This window comes from Erwinia sp. V71 (assembly GCF_965644245.1).
Lineage (GTDB): Bacteria > Pseudomonadota > Gammaproteobacteria > Enterobacterales > Enterobacteriaceae > Erwinia.
Map to the genome: position 1 here is coordinate 1 of NZ_CBFFRK010000032.1, position 17,039 is coordinate 17,039.

The 17,039-nt window shown below is 56.2% G+C and carries 18 protein-coding genes and 1 pseudogene; 14 read left to right on the top strand and 5 right to left on the bottom strand.

What is annotated here, in order from left to right:
* Window positions 1-108 precede the first annotated feature (108 nt).
* From ACSZO1_RS09375 to ACSZO1_RS09390, 4 genes are all read left to right on the top strand, one after another.
* Window positions 109-738 (top strand): FMN-dependent NADH-azoreductase, encoded by a 630-nt coding sequence (locus ACSZO1_RS09375; protein WP_437611828.1) that lies wholly within the window; start codon window positions 109-111, stop codon window positions 736-738.
* Window positions 739-974: 236 nt separating this feature from the next.
* Window positions 975-1,652 carry an AAA family ATPase gene (locus ACSZO1_RS09380; RefSeq protein ID WP_437611830.1) on the top strand — a complete coding sequence of 226 codons (678 nt, stop codon included), beginning with the start codon at window positions 975-977 and terminating at the stop codon, window positions 1,650-1,652.
* A gap of 39 nt (window positions 1,653-1,691) precedes the next feature.
* Window positions 1,692-2,603 carry an AvrD family protein gene (locus tag ACSZO1_RS09385; RefSeq protein ID WP_437611832.1) on the top strand — a complete coding sequence of 304 codons (912 nt, stop codon included), beginning with the start codon at window positions 1,692-1,694 and terminating at the stop codon, window positions 2,601-2,603.
* Between the two features lie 168 nt (window positions 2,604-2,771).
* A complete protein-coding gene (locus ACSZO1_RS09390) occupies window positions 2,772-3,968 on the top strand; it encodes an acetyl-CoA C-acetyltransferase (RefSeq protein WP_437611834.1) in 1,197 nt (398 codons plus the stop codon).
* A gap of 96 nt (window positions 3,969-4,064) precedes the next feature.
* Here ACSZO1_RS09390 and ACSZO1_RS09395 read toward each other — a convergent pair whose 3' ends face one another.
* The gene (locus ACSZO1_RS09395; protein ID WP_437611836.1) at window positions 4,065-4,652 is read right to left on the bottom strand and encodes a TetR family transcriptional regulator; all 588 of its coding nucleotides are present in this window, start codon (window positions 4,650-4,652) and stop codon (window positions 4,065-4,067) included.
* 410 nt (window positions 4,653-5,062) lie between these two features.
* Window positions 5,063-6,007, bottom strand: coding sequence for a GlxA family transcriptional regulator (locus ACSZO1_RS09400; RefSeq protein ID WP_437611838.1), 945 nt, complete (start codon window positions 6,005-6,007; stop codon window positions 5,063-5,065).
* Between the two features lie 101 nt (window positions 6,008-6,108).
* Here ACSZO1_RS09400 and ACSZO1_RS09405 point away from each other — a divergent pair, with 101 nt between their 5' ends.
* Both ACSZO1_RS09405 and ACSZO1_RS09410 read left to right on the top strand, forming a co-directional pair.
* Entirely contained in the window at window positions 6,109-6,786 is a 678-nt protein-coding gene (locus ACSZO1_RS09405; RefSeq protein WP_437611840.1) for a DJ-1/PfpI family protein, read from the top strand.
* Window positions 6,787-6,850: 64 nt separating this feature from the next.
* Window positions 6,851-7,594, top strand: a complete 744-nt coding sequence (locus tag ACSZO1_RS09410) for an SDR family oxidoreductase (protein WP_437611842.1) — start codon at window positions 6,851-6,853, stop codon at window positions 7,592-7,594.
* Window positions 7,595-7,932: 338 nt separating this feature from the next.
* Here ACSZO1_RS09410 and ACSZO1_RS09415 read toward each other — a convergent pair.
* Window positions 7,933-8,699, bottom strand: a protein-coding gene (locus ACSZO1_RS09415) for an IS5 family transposase (RefSeq protein WP_437611844.1) whose coding sequence is annotated in 2 segments (ribosomal slippage) — window positions 7,933-8,387 and window positions 8,387-8,699 — 768 coding nt in all. Because the reading frame shifts where the segments join, the coding sequence is not laid out codon by codon here.
* Window positions 8,700-8,816: 117 nt separating this feature from the next.
* Here ACSZO1_RS09415 and ACSZO1_RS09420 point away from each other — a divergent pair.
* The 5 genes from ACSZO1_RS09420 (at window position 8,817) to ACSZO1_RS09440 (ending at window position 12,834) form a co-directional block, all read left to right on the top strand.
* On the top strand, window positions 8,817-9,596 hold the full coding sequence (locus tag ACSZO1_RS09420) for an APH(3'') family aminoglycoside O-phosphotransferase (protein ID WP_437611846.1): 780 nt from the start codon (window positions 8,817-8,819) through the stop codon (window positions 9,594-9,596).
* A 363-nt stretch (window positions 9,597-9,959) separates the two neighbouring features.
* Complete coding sequence (locus ACSZO1_RS09425) at window positions 9,960-10,685, top strand: IclR family transcriptional regulator (protein ID WP_437611848.1); 726 nt, start codon at window positions 9,960-9,962, stop codon at window positions 10,683-10,685.
* A gap of 85 nt (window positions 10,686-10,770) precedes the next feature.
* Window positions 10,771-11,175 (top strand): GlcG/HbpS family heme-binding protein, encoded by a 405-nt coding sequence (locus ACSZO1_RS09430; RefSeq protein ID WP_437611850.1) that lies wholly within the window; start codon window positions 10,771-10,773, stop codon window positions 11,173-11,175.
* A gap of 161 nt (window positions 11,176-11,336) precedes the next feature.
* Window positions 11,337-12,539, top strand: a complete 1,203-nt coding sequence (locus tag ACSZO1_RS09435) for an MFS transporter (protein WP_437611852.1) — start codon at window positions 11,337-11,339, stop codon at window positions 12,537-12,539.
* 1 nt (window position 12,540) lies between these two features.
* Entirely contained in the window at window positions 12,541-12,834 is a 294-nt protein-coding gene (locus ACSZO1_RS09440; RefSeq protein ID WP_437611854.1) for a putative quinol monooxygenase, read from the top strand.
* A gap of 247 nt (window positions 12,835-13,081) precedes the next feature.
* Here ACSZO1_RS09440 and ACSZO1_RS09445 read toward each other — a convergent pair whose 3' ends face one another.
* Window positions 13,082-13,831 carry an SDR family NAD(P)-dependent oxidoreductase gene (locus tag ACSZO1_RS09445; protein ID WP_437611856.1) on the bottom strand — a complete coding sequence of 250 codons (750 nt, stop codon included), beginning with the start codon at window positions 13,829-13,831 and terminating at the stop codon, window positions 13,082-13,084.
* Here ACSZO1_RS09445 and ACSZO1_RS09450 point away from each other — a divergent pair.
* On the top strand, window positions 13,739-14,530 hold the full coding sequence (locus tag ACSZO1_RS09450; RefSeq protein ID WP_437611900.1) for a LysR family transcriptional regulator: 792 nt from the start codon (window positions 13,739-13,741) through the stop codon (window positions 14,528-14,530). The two genes, ACSZO1_RS09445 and ACSZO1_RS09450, sit on opposite strands and share 93 nt — an antisense overlap.
* An 89-nt stretch (window positions 14,531-14,619) precedes the next feature.
* Here the strand turns inward: ACSZO1_RS09450 and ACSZO1_RS09455 are convergent.
* Window positions 14,620-15,524, bottom strand: a pseudogene (locus ACSZO1_RS09455) (LysR family transcriptional regulator).
* Between the two features lie 96 nt (window positions 15,525-15,620).
* Between ACSZO1_RS09455 and ACSZO1_RS09460 the strand changes: the two are divergent.
* Both ACSZO1_RS09460 and ACSZO1_RS09465 read left to right on the top strand, forming a co-directional pair.
* A complete protein-coding gene (locus ACSZO1_RS09460; protein WP_437611858.1) occupies window positions 15,621-16,604 on the top strand; it encodes an aldo/keto reductase in 984 nt (327 codons plus the stop codon).
* The gene (locus ACSZO1_RS09465; protein WP_437611860.1) at window positions 16,601-17,020 is read left to right on the top strand and encodes a carboxymuconolactone decarboxylase family protein; all 420 of its coding nucleotides are present in this window, start codon (window positions 16,601-16,603) and stop codon (window positions 17,018-17,020) included. The genes ACSZO1_RS09460 and ACSZO1_RS09465 overlap by 4 nt, the downstream gene beginning before the upstream one ends.
* Window positions 17,021-17,039: the final 19 nt, after the last annotated feature.

Here is a 17,039-nt window from a genome sequence, read left to right on the forward strand (position 1 = left end):
GGGTTCCGGCAGCCTTCAGTGGTCTTTGCAGAGTTAAGACAGGCGGCTTAGCGTTGCACTTCGAACTTGAATCCGCCAATCACCAACCGTTAAATTAAGGAAATAATTATGAAATTACTACATATCAATGCGTCAACACGGGAAGCCGACAGTCAATCCCTCACCGTAGCCAAGCTCTTCATTGAAGAGCTAAATAAAAATACCAACTTGGAAATAGATATATTCAATATTTTCACAGATGATCTACCGGAATTCGATGGATTGGCTGTCGGTGCGAAGATGGCATTGTTTTCCGGCGGTAATTTCACCGAAGACCAAAAGCAGGTATGGGAACGCACAAAACAAGTTTTTGATCGATTTGCATCCGCCGATATTCTCGTCTTCAACGTACCTCTGTGGAATAACGGCATTCCCTATAAACTTAAACAATTTATCGATGTGGTTACCCAACCCGGCTGGACTTTCGGGTTCGACCCTGAGAAAGGCTATTCTGGCCTGCTGACAGGCAAGAAGGCGTTGGTTGTTCACGCCAGCGGCGTTTACTACAACGAAATCCCCGCAGGCTTTGGCACTGACTTTGCGACCCCTTATCTTGAAGATTGGCTCAATTTTATTGGCATTGATGATATGGAGAATATCCATGTAGCCCCAACCGTCGTGAATTCAGATTTTGCGACAACAAAAGCCAACGCAGAAAATAACGCTAGAGATCTGGCGATCAACTGGGCGAAGAATTAATTATCGAATAACCCAAGAAAAGCTTTTCTTTCAATAAATACGCATGCAGATTCAGATTAATTGTAGTGTCAAACAATCAACATTCTGATTTCCGGCGGGAAATAACTTACCGCGAGTTCAGTATTTACTATTTCAAACATGATCCAGCATGACTGCGGATCTAAATTTCATCAGGAATTTCATACTCAATATTAAACGGTATGGGACCTTAGCTAATTTATATGAGGATATTATATATGCGCTTGGGCATAACTGGCACCTATTCATCCGGAAAAACTCTGACATCACTTGTCGTCAGCCACTTCCTGGCTCTTCCTCGAACAGAGGCAAGAACAATGCGGGAAATTCTCCCGGAAGCAGCGCCAGGAAAAACATTGGAGGAAGTCACTTCCGCGCAACTGATTCAGATGATTGTTACCCGTCATACGGAACGCGTACTTCATGAGCACCTTAAGTCATCAGACTTCGTTTCTGACGGTTGTTCATTGCAGGAATGGATCTATGGGAGTGTGCGTGTGAAATATGGCATCAATCCCAATGAGACCATCAGTTTGGCTCCGGGCGAAGCTGCGGAAAAAACACCAGAGCTGGTCTACTTCGAACAGGTAATGACGGAGCTTGGAAAACTATTCAAACGGCATGTACGAAATTCATTTGATCTGTTTATTCATCTTCCAAATGAATTGCCGTTGGCAAAGGATGGTCACCGGCCGGTAAATGAACAATTTCGCTCAGCATCAGATGCTTTGTTAAAAGATACCTTCGATGAACTTGGAATCAAATATGTAATCGTCGGTGGAACGATGGAGGAACGCATTACTCGCATTGCAGAAATTACCGGCAGAAGGCCAGTAATGGATGCTGCACAAGCCATCGATATCGCACAGAGAGAATACAAAACTCTTATTCTTTAAATCCGCATCCATTGACAAGGTCTAATATCGGAGGCTGTTATGGAATTGGCATACTATAAAGAGATTGATGAATTCCTGGGTGTCAGGAAATCCCGTTATTTCGGGGATGGATATTTACGAACAGATCAGATAGTCGCCAATTTCCAATGGGCTGGAGGCTCTGATCCACTAAACTTCACTTGCCTCGGCCAGGTCATACTTCCCGAAGTGTGGTCACAGAAGGGAACGAGCCATCAGACACCACACCTGAGCACAATTGATGTAATCGAACTGTCCATAGAGTGTCTGAGGCAATTCCTTGCCAACACCCAGCCAGATAGCAGGATTTGCACCGGGTCCATTCGTAAGCTCAACATCGTTGCCGGCAACAAACCGGTTGAAACTGCTTTGGATGCTATCGAGATTTCCGGCAAGGCATCCTGGGGCCGTACCGAAAACCATGTGCTGGAGCTATCTATTGCGAATATGGCGGTGGAAATATTCTTTGTGCCGACGTCAGTCACGGGGCTTCCTGCGATATCACAAGGGAAACAGATCATTGAGGTCTCTGATGTGATGATCCATATCGATGATGAAGAACCTGCCGGCTCGGCGATCGTAACCCCCCTTTCTATCTGTACGGGAGAAACATGGTCGGTATCCAGTTGCTTTGCCGCTTCACTTCAACTGGGGCAGGCGTTGCTATACAACCTGGATGGTGTTGATCGCGCGAAAAGCAACACACTTTGGATGAAGCGTACTTCAATCACATTTTCTCAGGAAATATCGCGCTCAACACAGTTGCCGCAGCCCATATTTACGAAGCTCGAAAACGCGAGAAAATATACGAAACAGGATGGCGATTGGCGCCGTGCCGATATCGTCAGCATCATTTGCAATACCAGAATTTCCTGTTCTGTAACTCATCGGCTCCCTGGCGAGCTGCAAGGAGTTCAACTGACATCCCATTAGAGAATGCTCGCGAGCATTTATCAGCTACAGAGATGTCTGTGCGGTTGACGAGCTATTTTTTGCATTCGTGCTTGTATGAGGCTGGCTGTTCCTCACTATGGGCCAACACAAACCGTGCGAAGTCCACAACACGCTTGCTCGGTCATGCCTGATAGTTAGGGGGGCGAAATGGGAAAGTGCAAAGACGTTGTTATCCTGGCGGCTGAACGAACGGCGGTTGGGTCCTTTCAAGGTAGTTTGTCGGGCATCCCTGCGCACCAGTTAGGGGCGGCAGTGATAAGTAGTATTTTAAGAAATACTGGTGTTGACCCGAGCCAAATTGACGAAGTTATTCTCGGGCAGGTGCTGATGGCAGGTTGCGGGCAAAATCCTGCGCGTCAAGCCGCAATCGGAGGAGGATTACCTCATACCGTTCCGGCATTGACCATCAACAAAGTATGCGGTTCGGCACTCAAGGCCGTTCAACTGGCCGCTCAGGCCATAGGGAATGGAGATGCGGATCTCGTTCTCGCCGGGGGGCAGGAAAGCATGAGCCTGGCACCGTACCTTTTACCAGGATCGCGCACAGGCCTTCGAATCGGGCATGGTGAAGTGAAAGATAGCCTGCTTCTGGACGGGCTATGGGATGCTTTCCACCGGTATCATATGGGCATCACTGCGGAGAATCTCGCCGAACGCTACTGCATCAGCCGTGAAGAGCAGGATGCTTACGCACGTTCCTCTCAGCAGAAAGCAATTAACGCCATCACTGCAGGCCGGTTCATAGATGAGATCGTCCCCATAACTGTCTCTCGGAAAGGCCAGAAAGACAGGAGCTTTGATATCGATGAACAACCACGTCCCGACACTACCATTGAAAAGCTGGCTCTTCTAAAGCCCGCCTTCCGGAAGTTAGGAGAAGGAACGGTTACAGCGGGCAACTCATCAACACTGAATGATGGTGCCGCCATAGTTCTGGTTGCTAGCGCAGAGAAAGCAGCGCAACTGCGGCTACCAGTGCTCGCAACCATCCGAACCTATGCCAGCGTAGGGGTTGACCCCGCCATCATGGGCATTGGCCCTGTGCCGGCCACTCGGCTGGCCTTGGCACGCGCTGGCTGGAAGATTGAAGAACTCGATTTGATCGAAGCTAACGAGGCGTTCGCGGCGCAAGCTCTGGCCGTTAATAAAGAACTTGGGTGGGATACCAGCAAGATAAACGTCAACGGAGGAGCAATTGCGCTGGGTCACCCCATTGGGGCTGCAGGGGCGCGAATACTTGTCACGTTGATACATGAACTGCGGCGCCGCAGCCTGAATAAAGGCCTCGCGACACTCTGCGTCGGCGGCGGCCAGGGCGTTGCCATTACTATCGACCGTTCATGATAGGGGGACAATGCCGACTTGAAACCCACCAACGCTCTGATGGGCCATTCTAGAGGATATGCTTACCTGTCGGGTCGCGCGACGTCACACGGAGAGCTACGAGGCAAGGGCAAGGCGACGAGCAGCCTGCACAACAGCGGCTCGGCGACGGATATGCTCTTGTTCGTCCTCAGCCCCGGCAAACATTCTCGCTACCTGGGGCATTGCGGCCCACCACCCGGCCAACCCGAGAATCATGAAAGCAAGGTGATCAGCATCAAAAGCCTGAGTGAATAACCCAGCTTTTTGTCCCATCTCAATTGCCCGGATTTTTTCGGCGTAAAAGTCACGACGTAATGTTTCGTCCGGTATGTCTCCATCCAACATCATGCCCTCCCAGCGAAGAAGCCGGTTCAGTTCCGGATGTGAGAGATGGTAGTCATAGGCGTGGCCCGCATACTCGCCGATGCCTTCAACAGTTATCGATTCAATTGGCACCGCCTGAGCAACCTTCCGGAGCTCTTCACCCAACACCGTCCTGAAGAGTGATTTCTTGTCCCCGAAATATTTATAAATCCGTTCTTTGTTGATACCTGCGGTCTTCGCGATCTGCTCAATGGTTGCAGCATCCACTCCTCGTTCCGCGAATTGAATAGCAGCTGCTTCCAGAATCCTGCGCTTGGTGCCTTCTGTATCCCAAGCCATTGCCTTCCTCATTTCTGAATATTTGCCGAAAATAGACTATGATCATATCATATAGAACATCAACGTTGTAGTTGGCAATTTCACCCAGCTGCTGGCGAGATACCTGTGCCCGCTCCATCCGCTTTGTCTACTTCCATACGGGCACCGATGATATGAGGGGGAAATGAGCGTCCGCCGGCGTTTCAGGGCACCGTGGAAGTGGTGCAGGACAACACAATGCAAGGCTACAATATTGTTGTAGCTATAGACCAAGTTTCCGTCCAGAAGCGTAGGGGGTAACTGACGCTTGTAGGACTGGTATCTCGCAGTGAGTTTTTCTTTCTAATCAATGGTAATTTGGAAGCATATTTCCTCGTATTTTCTTCGGACAAAAAATACTAAAGCCAGCGGCATGGCACGCCGCTGGCCCTCTAATTCCTTCCTGACTTGTCAGCACGACGAACAGCCTGCGGTGGCTTGCCATAAATCTTTATGAAAGCCCGTCGCATCCGTTCCGGGTCACCGAAGCCCACCGCGCCGGCGATCCACTCTATAGGCTCGGAGCCCGCTTGCAACCGCACCATAGCTGCTTCGCTGCGCAGACGTTCTACCGCCCGGGCAGGAGTTTCACCAGTTTCCCGACGAAAGTTACGCCCGAACTGGCGAGGACTAAGATTGACGGCCTCCGCAATCCTTTCGATCGATAGCGGTTCGTGAAGGTGGTCACGCATATAGCTTAATGCCATACGCATACGGTCGGTTTCAGGATCCATCAATGACATTGGAGAGAACTGCGACTGACCGCCTGATCGGCGATGATAGACAACGAGCTCACTGGCCACCCTGCGCGCCACATCGACGCCAAGGTCGGCCTCTATTAATGCCAGCGCCAAGTCTATACCAGCAGTCACTCCGGCCGATGTCCAGATCCCACGGTCCACAGTGAAAATCCGGTCAGATTCAACTTTCACGGCAGGATATTCCTGCTGCAACCGGTGAGCCATACGCCAGTGAGTGGTTGCCCGCCTGCCGTCAAGCAAACCCATTTTGGCGAGAAGGAATGCTCCGGTGCAGACGCTGGCGACACGCGTAGTCCGGCCAGCGAGTGCTGCGACCACCTCTACCTCACAGCTATCAAGCATGGTGACAGTATCACCGCCGACGACAATCAGCGTGTCTATCTCTGCTGCGGTTGCCTGGCGGGTCTCAACCGGAAGACCACCGCTTCCGCACACCATTCCCCCGGCACGCGACAGGGTGCTGAGTTCATAGAAAGAGTGTCCCAGAATAAGCGTCACAGATTCAAATGCGCCGAATGGACCGGCAAGGTCAAGAATCTGGTGACCGGGATAAATATAAAAACCCACAGTATGCATGATGACCTATTTTAAGGGATCTATGTCCTTTACGCAATTCAGGCATAGCGCCATCATTGAGGCTGTTCAATAAGCAAACTCAATCCACGAGGCAGCCTAAAATGACTACCGTAGTTATCCCGCTCTACGAGGGTGTTACGCACCTCGATTTTACCGGTCCGCATCAGATGTTAAGCATCGTTCCGGACGTAGAGATAATCGTTGCTTCACTGGATGGCTTACCTGTTAAGTCACACGGGTTAACCTTCGGTGAGTTAACCTGCCTTGAAGCGATTAAGCAGTGCGATATCTTGTGTGTCCCTGGCGGTGCAGGTTGTGTATCGGCAATCGAAGACCTGCAATTTCTTGCTGTTATTCAACGACTTGGCAGCAACGCAAAATATCTGACGTCCGTCTGCACCGGTTCACTCATCCTTGCTGCAGCAGGCCTGCTGGAGGGACGCCGTGCGGCCTGCCACTGGGCCTGGCGCGATATGCTTATGTTATTTGGAGCAATCGCCGATGACAGGCGCGTGGTACGCGATGGCAATGTGATCACCAGTGGGGGCGTCACAGCAGGAATCGATTTTGCGCTCACGTTGATCTCGGAATTACGAGGGGCGGACATAGCACAGTCCATACAATTGTTGCTTGAGTATGCCCCTGAACCGCCCTTCAACGCAGGCCTACCCGAATCCGCTCCATCTTCTATCCATGAATTGGTTCTTACCCGAATGGCAAATACGCTCACAGATGCTAAGCAGCGTATTAGTCGGGTCGCGCAACAGAATCCTGACTGACTCACAATTTAGGAACTATTACGAATTCCTGATTAACCAAAAACATCTGTCTTAAGGGGATGGTATGAGACTTAATGGAAAGACCGCGCTGATAACCGGGGGCACCAGTGGCATTGGTCTTGCTACTGCACTGCTTTTCGTCCGTGAAGGCGCACGCGTCGTTGTTACTGGCCGTGACACCAGCAAATTCGATGAGGTTCAAAGCATACTAGGCAAAAACGCAGTCGTTCTTTCTGCTGATGCAGGTTCTGTCGAAGACATGCGGGTTACAAGCCATAGAATCAGCGAAATCTTTGGCGGGCTTGATATCTTTTTTGCCAATGCCGGTATCGCGTATGGCACGCCGCTGGCTACAACGGATGAACGCCGCTACGATGAGATTATGGGTATCAATGTGAAAGGCGTCTTCTTTTCTATGCAGGCAATTGCTCCGATTCTGAATAAAGGTGCCTCGGTAATTTTAACGACGTCTTTTATCATTCATGTCGGCAGACCCGGAATCTCACTTCTCGCCGCATCCAAGGCTGCTCTGCGTTCGCTGGCTCGCAGCTGGTCCCGCGAATTACTGGATCGTCAGATTCGGGTGAACGCTATCAGTCCGGGGAGCATCGACACCCCGTTGATTAGCAGGCACCGAACCCCGGAGCAGCTTGCAGACTTTAAAGATCAGATGGCAGCTCAGATCCCTGTGGGACGGATGGGTCAGGCAGAGGATATTGCTGCGGCAGCGCTTTACCTTGCCAGCGACGATTCTTCGTATGTTCTCGGGGCAGAGATTGTCGTCGATGGTGGTATTTCTCAGCTCTGATGCACAGGTCAGACGGGAGGTTTGTCGTCCGGTATCAATCTGTAGCAAGGGGTACTAGCTCCCCAATCGCTATTAGTAGTTTTCATGGTATAGCTGCTGAAAAGTCGGATGACAACCCCGGGGGTTACAGGATATCTGAGAAACGAGGGAAGAAATTAAAGTAAATGTGGACAGCAGATATACCTCTGCTGCCCATGATAAGGCTCATGCCTGTGTCGTAGATGAGGCACGTCCTTTCATTAAAACTAATTTTCCTCTTTCTGAAGGATTTTATAAATCAAAAGCGAAATACGCCCATAAATATTCGACAGTGCCGAACTTACTTGTCAAACTGTGATTTAGGACGTAGACTCATTACCGCGCAGCCAAATGCGGGCTGAGACGAGTTTCAGGGCGGCAAGGTAGTTCTCGGCGAGCTTGTCGTAGCGGGTGGCCACGCGGCGGAACTGCTTGACCTTGTTGAAGAAGCGCTCCACGAGGTTGCGGGCCTTATAGAGGAACGGGCTGAAGCAGATCGGGTCTTTGCAGTTGGCTTTCGGCGGGATGTTGGCCCAAGCCTTCTTTTCCTTCACCGAGGCTCGCAAGGCATTGGCATCGTAACCCTTGTCGGCCAAGAGCATGGCGCCCTCTGGCAGGTCGGCTATCAAGTCCGCCGCCGATGCGATGTCGCTCTTCTGGCCTGCAGTGAGCGTCAGCTTGATCGGCCTGCCCTGCGCATCCACAAGGGCATGGATCTTGGTTGTCAGTCCGCCTCGCGAACGACCGAGACAATGATCTCGATCCCCCTTTTTGCCGTGGCACCATGCTGGTGGACACGAACAACCGAGGTGTCAATCATCTGAACCTTGCCATCGTGCGCTTTGATGATGGCGTCCATCAGGCGGTTCCAGACACCGGCTTTGCGCCACCTGTTGAAGCGGTTGTAAATCGTGGTAGGCGGACCATAGCGAGCCGGCAGATCGGCCCAGCGCGCACCTGAGCGTAAAACCCAGAAGATGCCGTTGAGCACACGCCGATCATCAACACGCGGCACACCGCGTACCTTGGTGGGCAGATGCGGCTGGATGGCGCGCCACTCGAAGTCAGTCAGGTCATATCGGCTCATGCAAAGCCTGGAATCAGACCTTGCTCAGATATGAAAGCTGCAATTCTGATTCCAATCCAAAGCAGACCTGGCAATCTGCTGCCTTTCGGAGGCGGCGCCAAGGAATAGAAGCCTCGCATGATGTCACTTAGTCCAACCCAATGGTTACCCGTGCGTGCCGGGGAGTCTGGCGATGCAGTGTATTGCCGGAACGACAATGCTGCCTTCGCCAAGATGGCGGGTCCGAGCCGTGCGGCTGAACTCAGGGGCGAGCGGGATCGCCTGTTATGGCTTGAGCAGCAAGGCATTCCTTGTCCACGTGTCCTCGACTGGCAGGAGGCTGAGACATGTCTCGTGATGAGCGCAATGCCTGGCGTCCCGGCCAGTGAACTATCGGGCAACGACCTCGCTGCCGCTTGGCCTTCCATCGTAGCGATGATCGGAACGCTGCATCGTCTCGCTCCTCATCACTGCCCCTTTGACAGAAGGCTGGGGCCGATGATGGAGCGCGCGAGGAACGTTGTCGCGCGGGGCCTGGTGAACCCGGACTTCCTCTCAGACGAGGACAGGGCCGTGCAGCCGGAAACGTTGCTGGCAAGGGTGGAGAGCCAGCTTCCAGGACGCTTGGTAGACGAAGCACGCGACATGGTCGTGTGTCACGGCGATGCCACCATGCCGAACCTGATGGTAGAGCCGGGCTCGCTCCGTTGCACGGGGTTCATTGATCTTGGCCGCATGGGGAAAGCCGACCCTTATGTCGACTTTGCACTCATGCTGGCGAATGCGAGTGAGGCATGGACGTCCGAAACACAAGCACGCCAAGCCTTCGATGCCTTGTTCGGAGGTCTCGGAATTGATCGTCCGGATCGCGGCCGCCTCGACTTCTACCTTCGACTCGATCCACTGACATGGGGATAGGGCAGCATTCTTGGACCGTCCACTTTCCACCCCATTTCGGTCATTCAGCGTTTATGAGTTTACGCCCTAGTCTGGATGAGCAAGGCAAATCAGATGCAGGATGGTACGGTTGTTTGGTTTGGATTCTTCAACCGGGCCTGAAGATGATGCCTGCGGATGCGGCCTATGGCACTACATTAACCGCATGACCTGAGCAGAAGCCGGGGAGTCGTTACATGCGCACCGTACTGCGCGTGGATGAAGCTCATCTTGCCCCCATCGCCACGCTGTTCACCACAAGCGGCTGGCCAGTCCCGACGGCATCGCGCCGCAATGGGATTGGCTGCCCTCCATATCCCATAGTCCGCACAGGAGCATGCAGCCATGCCGATGATCGACGAGAACCGCCGCATCCAGTCGGTCGAACGCGCGATGGCCTTGCTGGAAGCTATTGCCGCTGCCGGTGGTGAAGCGCGTCTGGTCGATCTGTCGGTGCAACTGGCCTTGAGCAAGAGCACTCTGCATGGCCTGCTCAATACCTTGGCGGCGCTGGGATATGTGTCACGTCATGGCCCCCGCTATGCGCTTGGACTGCGGCTGCGCGAGATCGCCCAGCCGCTCGCTGATGCCGATGCTGCCTTGCGCACGGCCTTTGCCCCCGCGTTGCGGGGGCTCGCCAGGCACAGTGGCGAGACCTGCTATCTGGCAGTGCCCTGCGGCACGCGCGAGTACCTCTATATAGACGCCGTGGAGGGCAACGGCAGCCTGCGCGTGGCCAGCCCGCGTGGGCGTCGCGAAGGATTGACCACATCGGCCATCGGCAAGGTATTCCTGGCCAACGATCCAAGCCTGGTGCGCAGCCTGCGGCGCGCTGGGCTGCTGCCAGCGGGGATGGAGAACGAATTGCAAAGTATCGAGGCATCAGGCTATGCGCTGGATCTCGAAGAAGCCGAGCCCGGCCTGAATTGCCTGGCACTGCCGCTACGCAAGCAAGGACGCGTGGTGGCCGCCCTCGGGGTTGCCGGCCCCGCGCATCGCCTGCGCAAACCTGTCCTGCGCAGGTTGGCCACGATGTGCATGCGCGATTTGTTCGATATGATCAAACTTTAGCGTCGGATCGTCCTCAACCCGTTCCTTTTCTTCCCACGCGCAGGGATCATCGAAGACTCCAGTAACTATCAAGGAGTTTTCGAAAATGTCTTCTTTTCTGACCGAATCCACAGTCAAGGCGGTGATCAAACGCGCCCAAACGCTCGCCAGCGAACAGCACTTCTCCATCAATATCGCCGTCGTGGATGCCGCCGGTTTGCTGCGCGGTTTCCTGCGCATGGACGATGCGGTTCCCGGTGCGATCGACGTATCCATAAAGAAAGCGCGCACGGCAGCACTCTTCCGCACCGACAGTCTGGAACTCGGCGCAGCAGCCCAGCCGGGCGGCGCGATCTATACCCTGGAAGCGACCAATGGCGGCCTGATCAGTTTCGGTGGCGGTGTGGTCTTGCACGACGCGGAAGGCCGGGTCATTGGCGCGGTTGGCGTAGCAGGCGCTACGGTTGAGGCGGATCAGGCAATTGCCCTGACCGCTGCTGGCAGGGGGTGAGCGCCAATGCTTTTTACCTCCTACCACCTGGGCACGCTGGAACTGTCCAACCGCATGGTCATGCCAGCGATGACCCGCTCTCGCGCGGGGGCCGGCCACGTCTTCGGCGGCACGGCGGCGGATCACACCGACTGCCCGGCAGTGACGGCAGGAGGGAAACCGTGAGCCAGGCTCATCGCACTCACCCCGGCGTTTGGGCGCTGGCGGTCACGGCGTTTGCCATCGGCGTGGCCGAGTTCATCGTGGTCGGCGTGTTGCCGGCCATTGCCGAAGACGTCGGCGTACCGCTGTCCCGCGCCGGTGGCCTGGTCGGCCTCTATGCGCTGGCACTTGCGGTCGGCACGCCCATCGTCGTACTCGCTCTGGCACGGCTACCGCGAAAGCCGATATTGCTGACGCTGGTGGCAGTGTTCCTGGCCGGCAATCTGCTGTCGGCCTTGTCCACCACCTATGAAGTGCTGCTGGCCGGACGTATGCTGACGGCGGTGGCGCACGGCAGCTTCTTCGCCATCGGGGCTACCGTTGCGGCTCGACTGGCGCCCCAGGGCCAGGCCAGCCGGGCCATCGCCGTCATGTTCGCCGGATTGACGCTGGCCATGGTGATCGGCGTCCCGCTTGGCAGCCTGATCGGCAATGCGCTGAGCTGGCGTCTGCCGTTCTTTGCCGTGGCGGGCCTGGCCGCGTTGGCATTCTTTGCGACGGCGCGCTGGGTGCCGGCGTTGCCCACACAGACGGCTGGCCCGGCACGTACTCAATTGGCAGCGCTGGCCAGTCCGCCGGTACTGGCGATGATGGCCGTCACTGTGCTGGGTTTTGCCGCAAGCTTTCCTTCCTTCACCTTCATCACGCCGATCCTCACCGGCATCAGCGGCTTCTCAACCCATACTGCCAGCGGGCTGCTGGTCGTTTTCGGCGTGGCGACGCTGGTCGGCAACCTGGCAGGTGGACGCTGGGCCGCTCGTCTTGGCTGGCCCGTGGCGCTGCGGCGCATGCTGGTGGGCTTGTTGCTGCTGCTGGCGGCACTGGCGGTGACGATGCCGTGGCAATGGGCCATGGTACCGCTGCTATTCGTCTGGGGCGTGCTGGCTTTCGGCATGTCACCGGGTTTCCAGGCTGGCATGCTGGAGACGGCTCAGCGCTGGACACCGCGCGCGGTGGACTTCGCTTCGGCGCTGAATATCTCGGCGTTCAACCTGGGCATCACCCTGGGCGAGACGCTGGGCAGTGGCCTGGTTGAGCAGGGGAAAATGGCGTTGACGCCCTGGGCCGGCGTGGCGCTTGTGCTGTTGGCGCAAGCACCGCTATGGTGGCTGGTAAGCCGCAATGCCGAACCCGCGAACACCGCACATTCTCAAGGACAATGACATGCCGGCAGTCGAGCTCATCGTCACGCTTCAAGCATCGGAAGGCCGCGCGGAGGAAGTGCGTAATGTGCTTCTGACGTTGCGTGATGCCAGCCTTCAGGAGCCAGGCTGCTTTGGCTATCGCATTGCCCAGGGAGAGCCATCGACCCATCGCTTCTTTCTGCTGGAACGCTGGTCAGATCCTACGGCACTCTTCCAGCATGAGCATACGTCGCACTTCCTGGAGGGCGTGGCGCGCCTGCAGACTTGCTGCGAGTCCATAAGTGTTCAGCCTGTGGCCTGGCTGCCGGAGTGAGGGCGTAACATGGAGTTTAGCTACCTGTGTTGCGTCCTCGCCGTCGCCGAAGAACTGCACTTTCCCCAGCAATGGAGGAGCTGCACATTGAGCAATCGCCACGGTCACGAACCATGCTTAGCACACGGCCGACCGCGCAGGCGGGCTGTTCCTTGAGCATGTGCTGCGCATCTTCACAGCCCTGCAGCAGGTTCGCGACAACGTGAAACCGGCGGCCGATTAAGACTCTCAGCGGCGGTTTCACTGTTTACCAAGGCGTCTGGCCGCTCGGCTCGACGAAGCGGCCGGAAACCGCGCCTTCCCCCAGCAAGGCGTACTCGACGGGGAGCTTCGCTCCCTCTTCCGGGGTCATGAAGCCCGTGTGTCCGGTTAGATCGGTTTTCACGTAGCCTGGGCTAACCGAATTGATGACGATCGGCGTCCCGCGCAGCTCCTCGGCCAGCTGTACGGTCAGCATGTTCAACGCCGCCTTCGATGCGTTGTAGCCAATCAGGCGCGCGGAGTAGAACGGCGATGTCGGGTCGCCGTTGAGCGTGAGCGAGTCCAAGAAACTGGACAGGTTGACGATGCGGGCCGCCTCTGGAGAGCCCGTGGTCGGCGGGCCATCCGCCGCATCAAGGATACCGGCATTATTGACGAGAATGTCCAGTCTGCCGTGTTCCGCCTGGATCGTTCTGGCGGCCGCCGCGATGATGCCGTGATCCTTGAGATCGAACGGCACAAACTGAGCACGAAGCCCGGCCGAGGACAGCTCGGCGACCGCGGCCCTGCCGCGATCCGGGTCGCGCGCGCCGATGATGACGTGGACGCCGGCCTGGGCCAGTTGGCGAGCGATCTCCAGACCAATGCCTCTGTTAGCGCCGATAAAAAAGCCAGCCGCGCCAGCGGCCGATCCAAGGCAACCCTGTCGCGTCGTGTCGCCGATCTCGAAGAGGCACTGGGGATTCGGCTCATCGAGCGAGGCGCGCATAGCCTGGAGTTGACCGAAGCCGGTCAACTGCTGCTGAGCCGAACGGAGGGGCCGATGCACGAGGTGGCCGAAGCGGTAGCCGCGGCGCGGGACGGCCTTGCAACGCCGCGTGGCCGCCTGCGTATCGCGGCACCGCTGCTGTTTTCGCAGGTGGCGCTGGGACGGCTTGCCGCTCAGTTCCTGGTGAGCTATCCCGAAGTCCAGATCGAAGCCGTGGCCGAGGACCGTTTCGTCAATCTCGTTGACGAACATTTCGACGTCGCCGTCCGCATCAATCCGCACAGGGACAGCGTGTTGGTCGGCAGGTGCTTTGCCAAAGACAGGCTGGTCCTTGCCGCCGTGCCATCGGTTCAAATGCCGAAGGGGCGACGCGACAAGCCGTTCAGGGTTCCGGCCGTCGTGATGCCGACCTATCGCGACGGTGACGTCTGGACTGTGCGCAATGGTCAGTTCACCATCGAGCCACAACCTGTTCTTCGCTTATCTTCGCTCCTGATGGTCCGCGATGCCATTGCCTCAGGCGCTGGCGCGGCGATGCTGCCGCAGTCCATCATTGGCAGCATGTTGGAAACGGGGGAGCTGGTGTCGTGGGGGATCGCTGGCGGCGAAACCGAGCTTTGGATTCTGCATACATCTCGTCGTCTGCAAAGTCCCAAGGTTCGGGCCTTCGTGGAATTCATGTGCAACCAGTACCCTGATGGATCGTTCACCATTCCAGTCAGGTAGCGACCAGCGATTAGCACAGCAGATCGCCACGACGGTGCGCGCGGCGGCGGAGTGTCGTCGGATTTTGGAAAGCAACGTGGTCGAAGTATCTAGCGTTCGGCCACACGGCCGGCGAGTTCTGATCGTTGTTCTTCGAGCAAATGGATTAAATGATCGGCGACTGCCCTGACACGCCTTGAGTGCGCCAGGTTGGAATGGATAGCCAACCAGATTGGCTGATCGGCCCCCAGTTCGGGTAACAGGCAGACAAGACCCGCCTGTCGGGCCAGAAAGTGCGGGAGTACCGCTAATCCAATGCCTGCCGTCGCGGCAGCCATCTGTGCTGACAGCGTGTTGGCTTCCATTTGGCACGGTCGTCCCCGCAACGTCCGACCGATCCATTTTGCGGCCGGCAGATGGCTAAGAGACTCGGACAAACCAATGAAGGTATCGTCATCGAAGGTAGCCGCATCAGCCCCGGCGCTACGTGCATCGACGTATCTACGAGCGCCGTAAAGGCCGAACCCCAGGGTGCCCAGGCGCTTGATCGTAACGTTACCCGCTTCTGGTTTGACCATCCGCACCGCCAGATCAGCGTCACGCCGGTGCAAGTTCACGGTCTGTACACCGCTGACGATCTCCACGCGCAACTCAGGATGCGTGGCAACAGTGTCGGCAGCGAGGGGACGATGAGCGCGTTGGCCAGGTTCTCCGCGGTGGCAAGGCGCACGCATCCAGCAACTTTCTCTTGTTGCTGTGCGGCTTCTCCGAAAGCCTGCCCGGCATGTTCCAGTGCTTCAGCATGTTCCTGCAGGGCTTCACCATCATCCGAGAGTCTGTAGCCATTCTGATGTCGACTGAACAGCGGTACGCCGAGCGCCGCTTCCAGGCGATCCAATCGCCGTGACACGGTGGCAACGCCCATCTCAAGGGCGATGGCTGCACCACTCAAAGTGCCAGCACGCGCAATGGCCAAGAAAATACGGGCGTCATCCCATTGGACATGAGTATTCATTTGCTTTCCGAAGATGGAAAATAGGATTCCTGTATTGTCTATATAAATTTTATTTTTGGAAGACCATACTTTCCCCATCTTGTAAGGGGAAGCACAATGCAAAGACGAAAACTTGGACACGACCTGGAGGTTTCTGCCCTCGGCCTTGGCTGCATGGGCATGAGCGAGTTCTATGGCCCGCGGGACGATGAGCAGGCGCTGCATCTGCTGGATCAGGCGATCGGCATGGGCGTGGACTTCCTCGATACCGCCGATACATATGGCCCACATCACAATGAAGCGTTGATAGGCCACTTCCTTGCGACACGCAAACCGAAGGTACAGATTGCAAGCAAGTTTGGCGTTGTGCGCAGGCCCGGCGAATATCGGCGCAGCATCGACAACAGCCCGGATTACGCACAGAAAAGTTGCGAAGCCTCGCTGCGTCGGCTTGGCGTCGAGCAGATCGACCTGTACTACGTCCATCGAATAGATCCGGCGCAAGCGATTGAAGAAACGATGGAGGGCCTAGCACGACTCGTACAGCAGGGTAAGGTCGCCCGCATCGGCTTGTGTGAAGTCAGCGCGGCCACCCTGCGGCGTGCACATGCTGTGCATCCGGTGGCAGCAGTACAGACCGAATATTCGTTGTGGACACGGGACGTGGAAGCCGAGGTGCTCCCAACCTGCCGCGAACTGGGTATCGGCCTGGTGGCTTATTCGCCATTGGGGCGCGGCTTTCTGACGGGTCGGTTCCAGCAAGATGCGACCTTCGAGGAAGGCGACTTCCGCGCCAGCCTGCCGCGTTTCCAGCCAGAGAACATCACGACCAACCGTTCCCTGGTCGATGTCATTTCATCTATCGCCGTGCGCAAGACGTGCACGACGGCACAAATCGCTTTGGCATGGCTGTTGGCTCAAGGCGATGACATCGTGCCCATTCCTGGTACGCGGCGCGTGACGCATCTGCAGGACAACCTGGGTGCGCTATCGGTGCGCCTGGAGCCAGAGGATCTGGCTGAACTGGGGCGTGCGCTCGACGCAGCGCCAGTCGCAGGAGACCGCTATACCGAAGAAGGTATGAAAGGGGTCAACGCATGAGCAGCCCTCGTTCTGAACGGCGCGAGCGGGCCTTTGCGCTGCTTGCCCAACTTGACCCGCAGGCTCCCGAAAAGGTCGCCAAAAACCTAGACGAACTGTCTGACGACTTTGCCGAACTGGTACTGGGCTTCGCCTTTACCGATGTGGTTTCGCGCCCAGGCATCGACTTGCGCACCCGCGAAATGCTCACGGTCGCTGCACTGATGGCGATGGGCAACGCACCGGGGCAACTCGAATTCCATATCCGGGCTGCACTGAATGTCGGTGTCAGCAGGAACGAAATCGTGGAAATCCTGCTACAGATTGCCGTCTATGCAGGTGTGCCGGCGTGTATGAATGGCATCAGTGCAGCACGCAAAGCGTTTGCCTCACATGCGCAGGACCAGCAGAACCCGGCTACTGGAATGACAGGATGAATCAGTTCGCGTCCTCTTC

Coding starts and splice junctions, on each gene's coding strand:
- ACSZO1_RS09375 (WP_437611828.1), top strand. CDS start 109: ATGAAATTACTACATATCAATGCGTCAACACGGGAAGCCGACAGTCAA.
- ACSZO1_RS09380 (WP_437611830.1), top strand. CDS start 975: ATGCGCTTGGGCATAACTGGCACCTATTCATCCGGAAAAACTCTGACA.
- ACSZO1_RS09385 (WP_437611832.1), top strand. CDS start 1,692: ATGGAATTGGCATACTATAAAGAGATTGATGAATTCCTGGGTGTCAGG.
- ACSZO1_RS09390 (WP_437611834.1), top strand. CDS start 2,772: ATGGGAAAGTGCAAAGACGTTGTTATCCTGGCGGCTGAACGAACGGCG.
- ACSZO1_RS09395 (WP_437611836.1), bottom strand. CDS start 4,652: ATGGCTTGGGATACAGAAGGCACCAAGCGCAGGATTCTGGAAGCAGCT.
- ACSZO1_RS09400 (WP_437611838.1), bottom strand. CDS start 6,007: ATGCATACTGTGGGTTTTTATATTTATCCCGGTCACCAGATTCTTGAC.
- ACSZO1_RS09405 (WP_437611840.1), top strand. CDS start 6,109: ATGACTACCGTAGTTATCCCGCTCTACGAGGGTGTTACGCACCTCGAT.
- ACSZO1_RS09410 (WP_437611842.1), top strand. CDS start 6,851: ATGAGACTTAATGGAAAGACCGCGCTGATAACCGGGGGCACCAGTGGC.
- ACSZO1_RS09420 (WP_437611846.1), top strand. CDS start 8,817: ATGATGTCACTTAGTCCAACCCAATGGTTACCCGTGCGTGCCGGGGAG.
- ACSZO1_RS09425 (WP_437611848.1), top strand. CDS start 9,960: ATGCCGATGATCGACGAGAACCGCCGCATCCAGTCGGTCGAACGCGCG.
- ACSZO1_RS09430 (WP_437611850.1), top strand. CDS start 10,771: ATGTCTTCTTTTCTGACCGAATCCACAGTCAAGGCGGTGATCAAACGC.
- ACSZO1_RS09440 (WP_437611854.1), top strand. CDS start 12,541: ATGCCGGCAGTCGAGCTCATCGTCACGCTTCAAGCATCGGAAGGCCGC.
- ACSZO1_RS09460 (WP_437611858.1), top strand. CDS start 15,621: ATGCAAAGACGAAAACTTGGACACGACCTGGAGGTTTCTGCCCTCGGC.
- ACSZO1_RS09465 (WP_437611860.1), top strand. CDS start 16,601: ATGAGCAGCCCTCGTTCTGAACGGCGCGAGCGGGCCTTTGCGCTGCTT.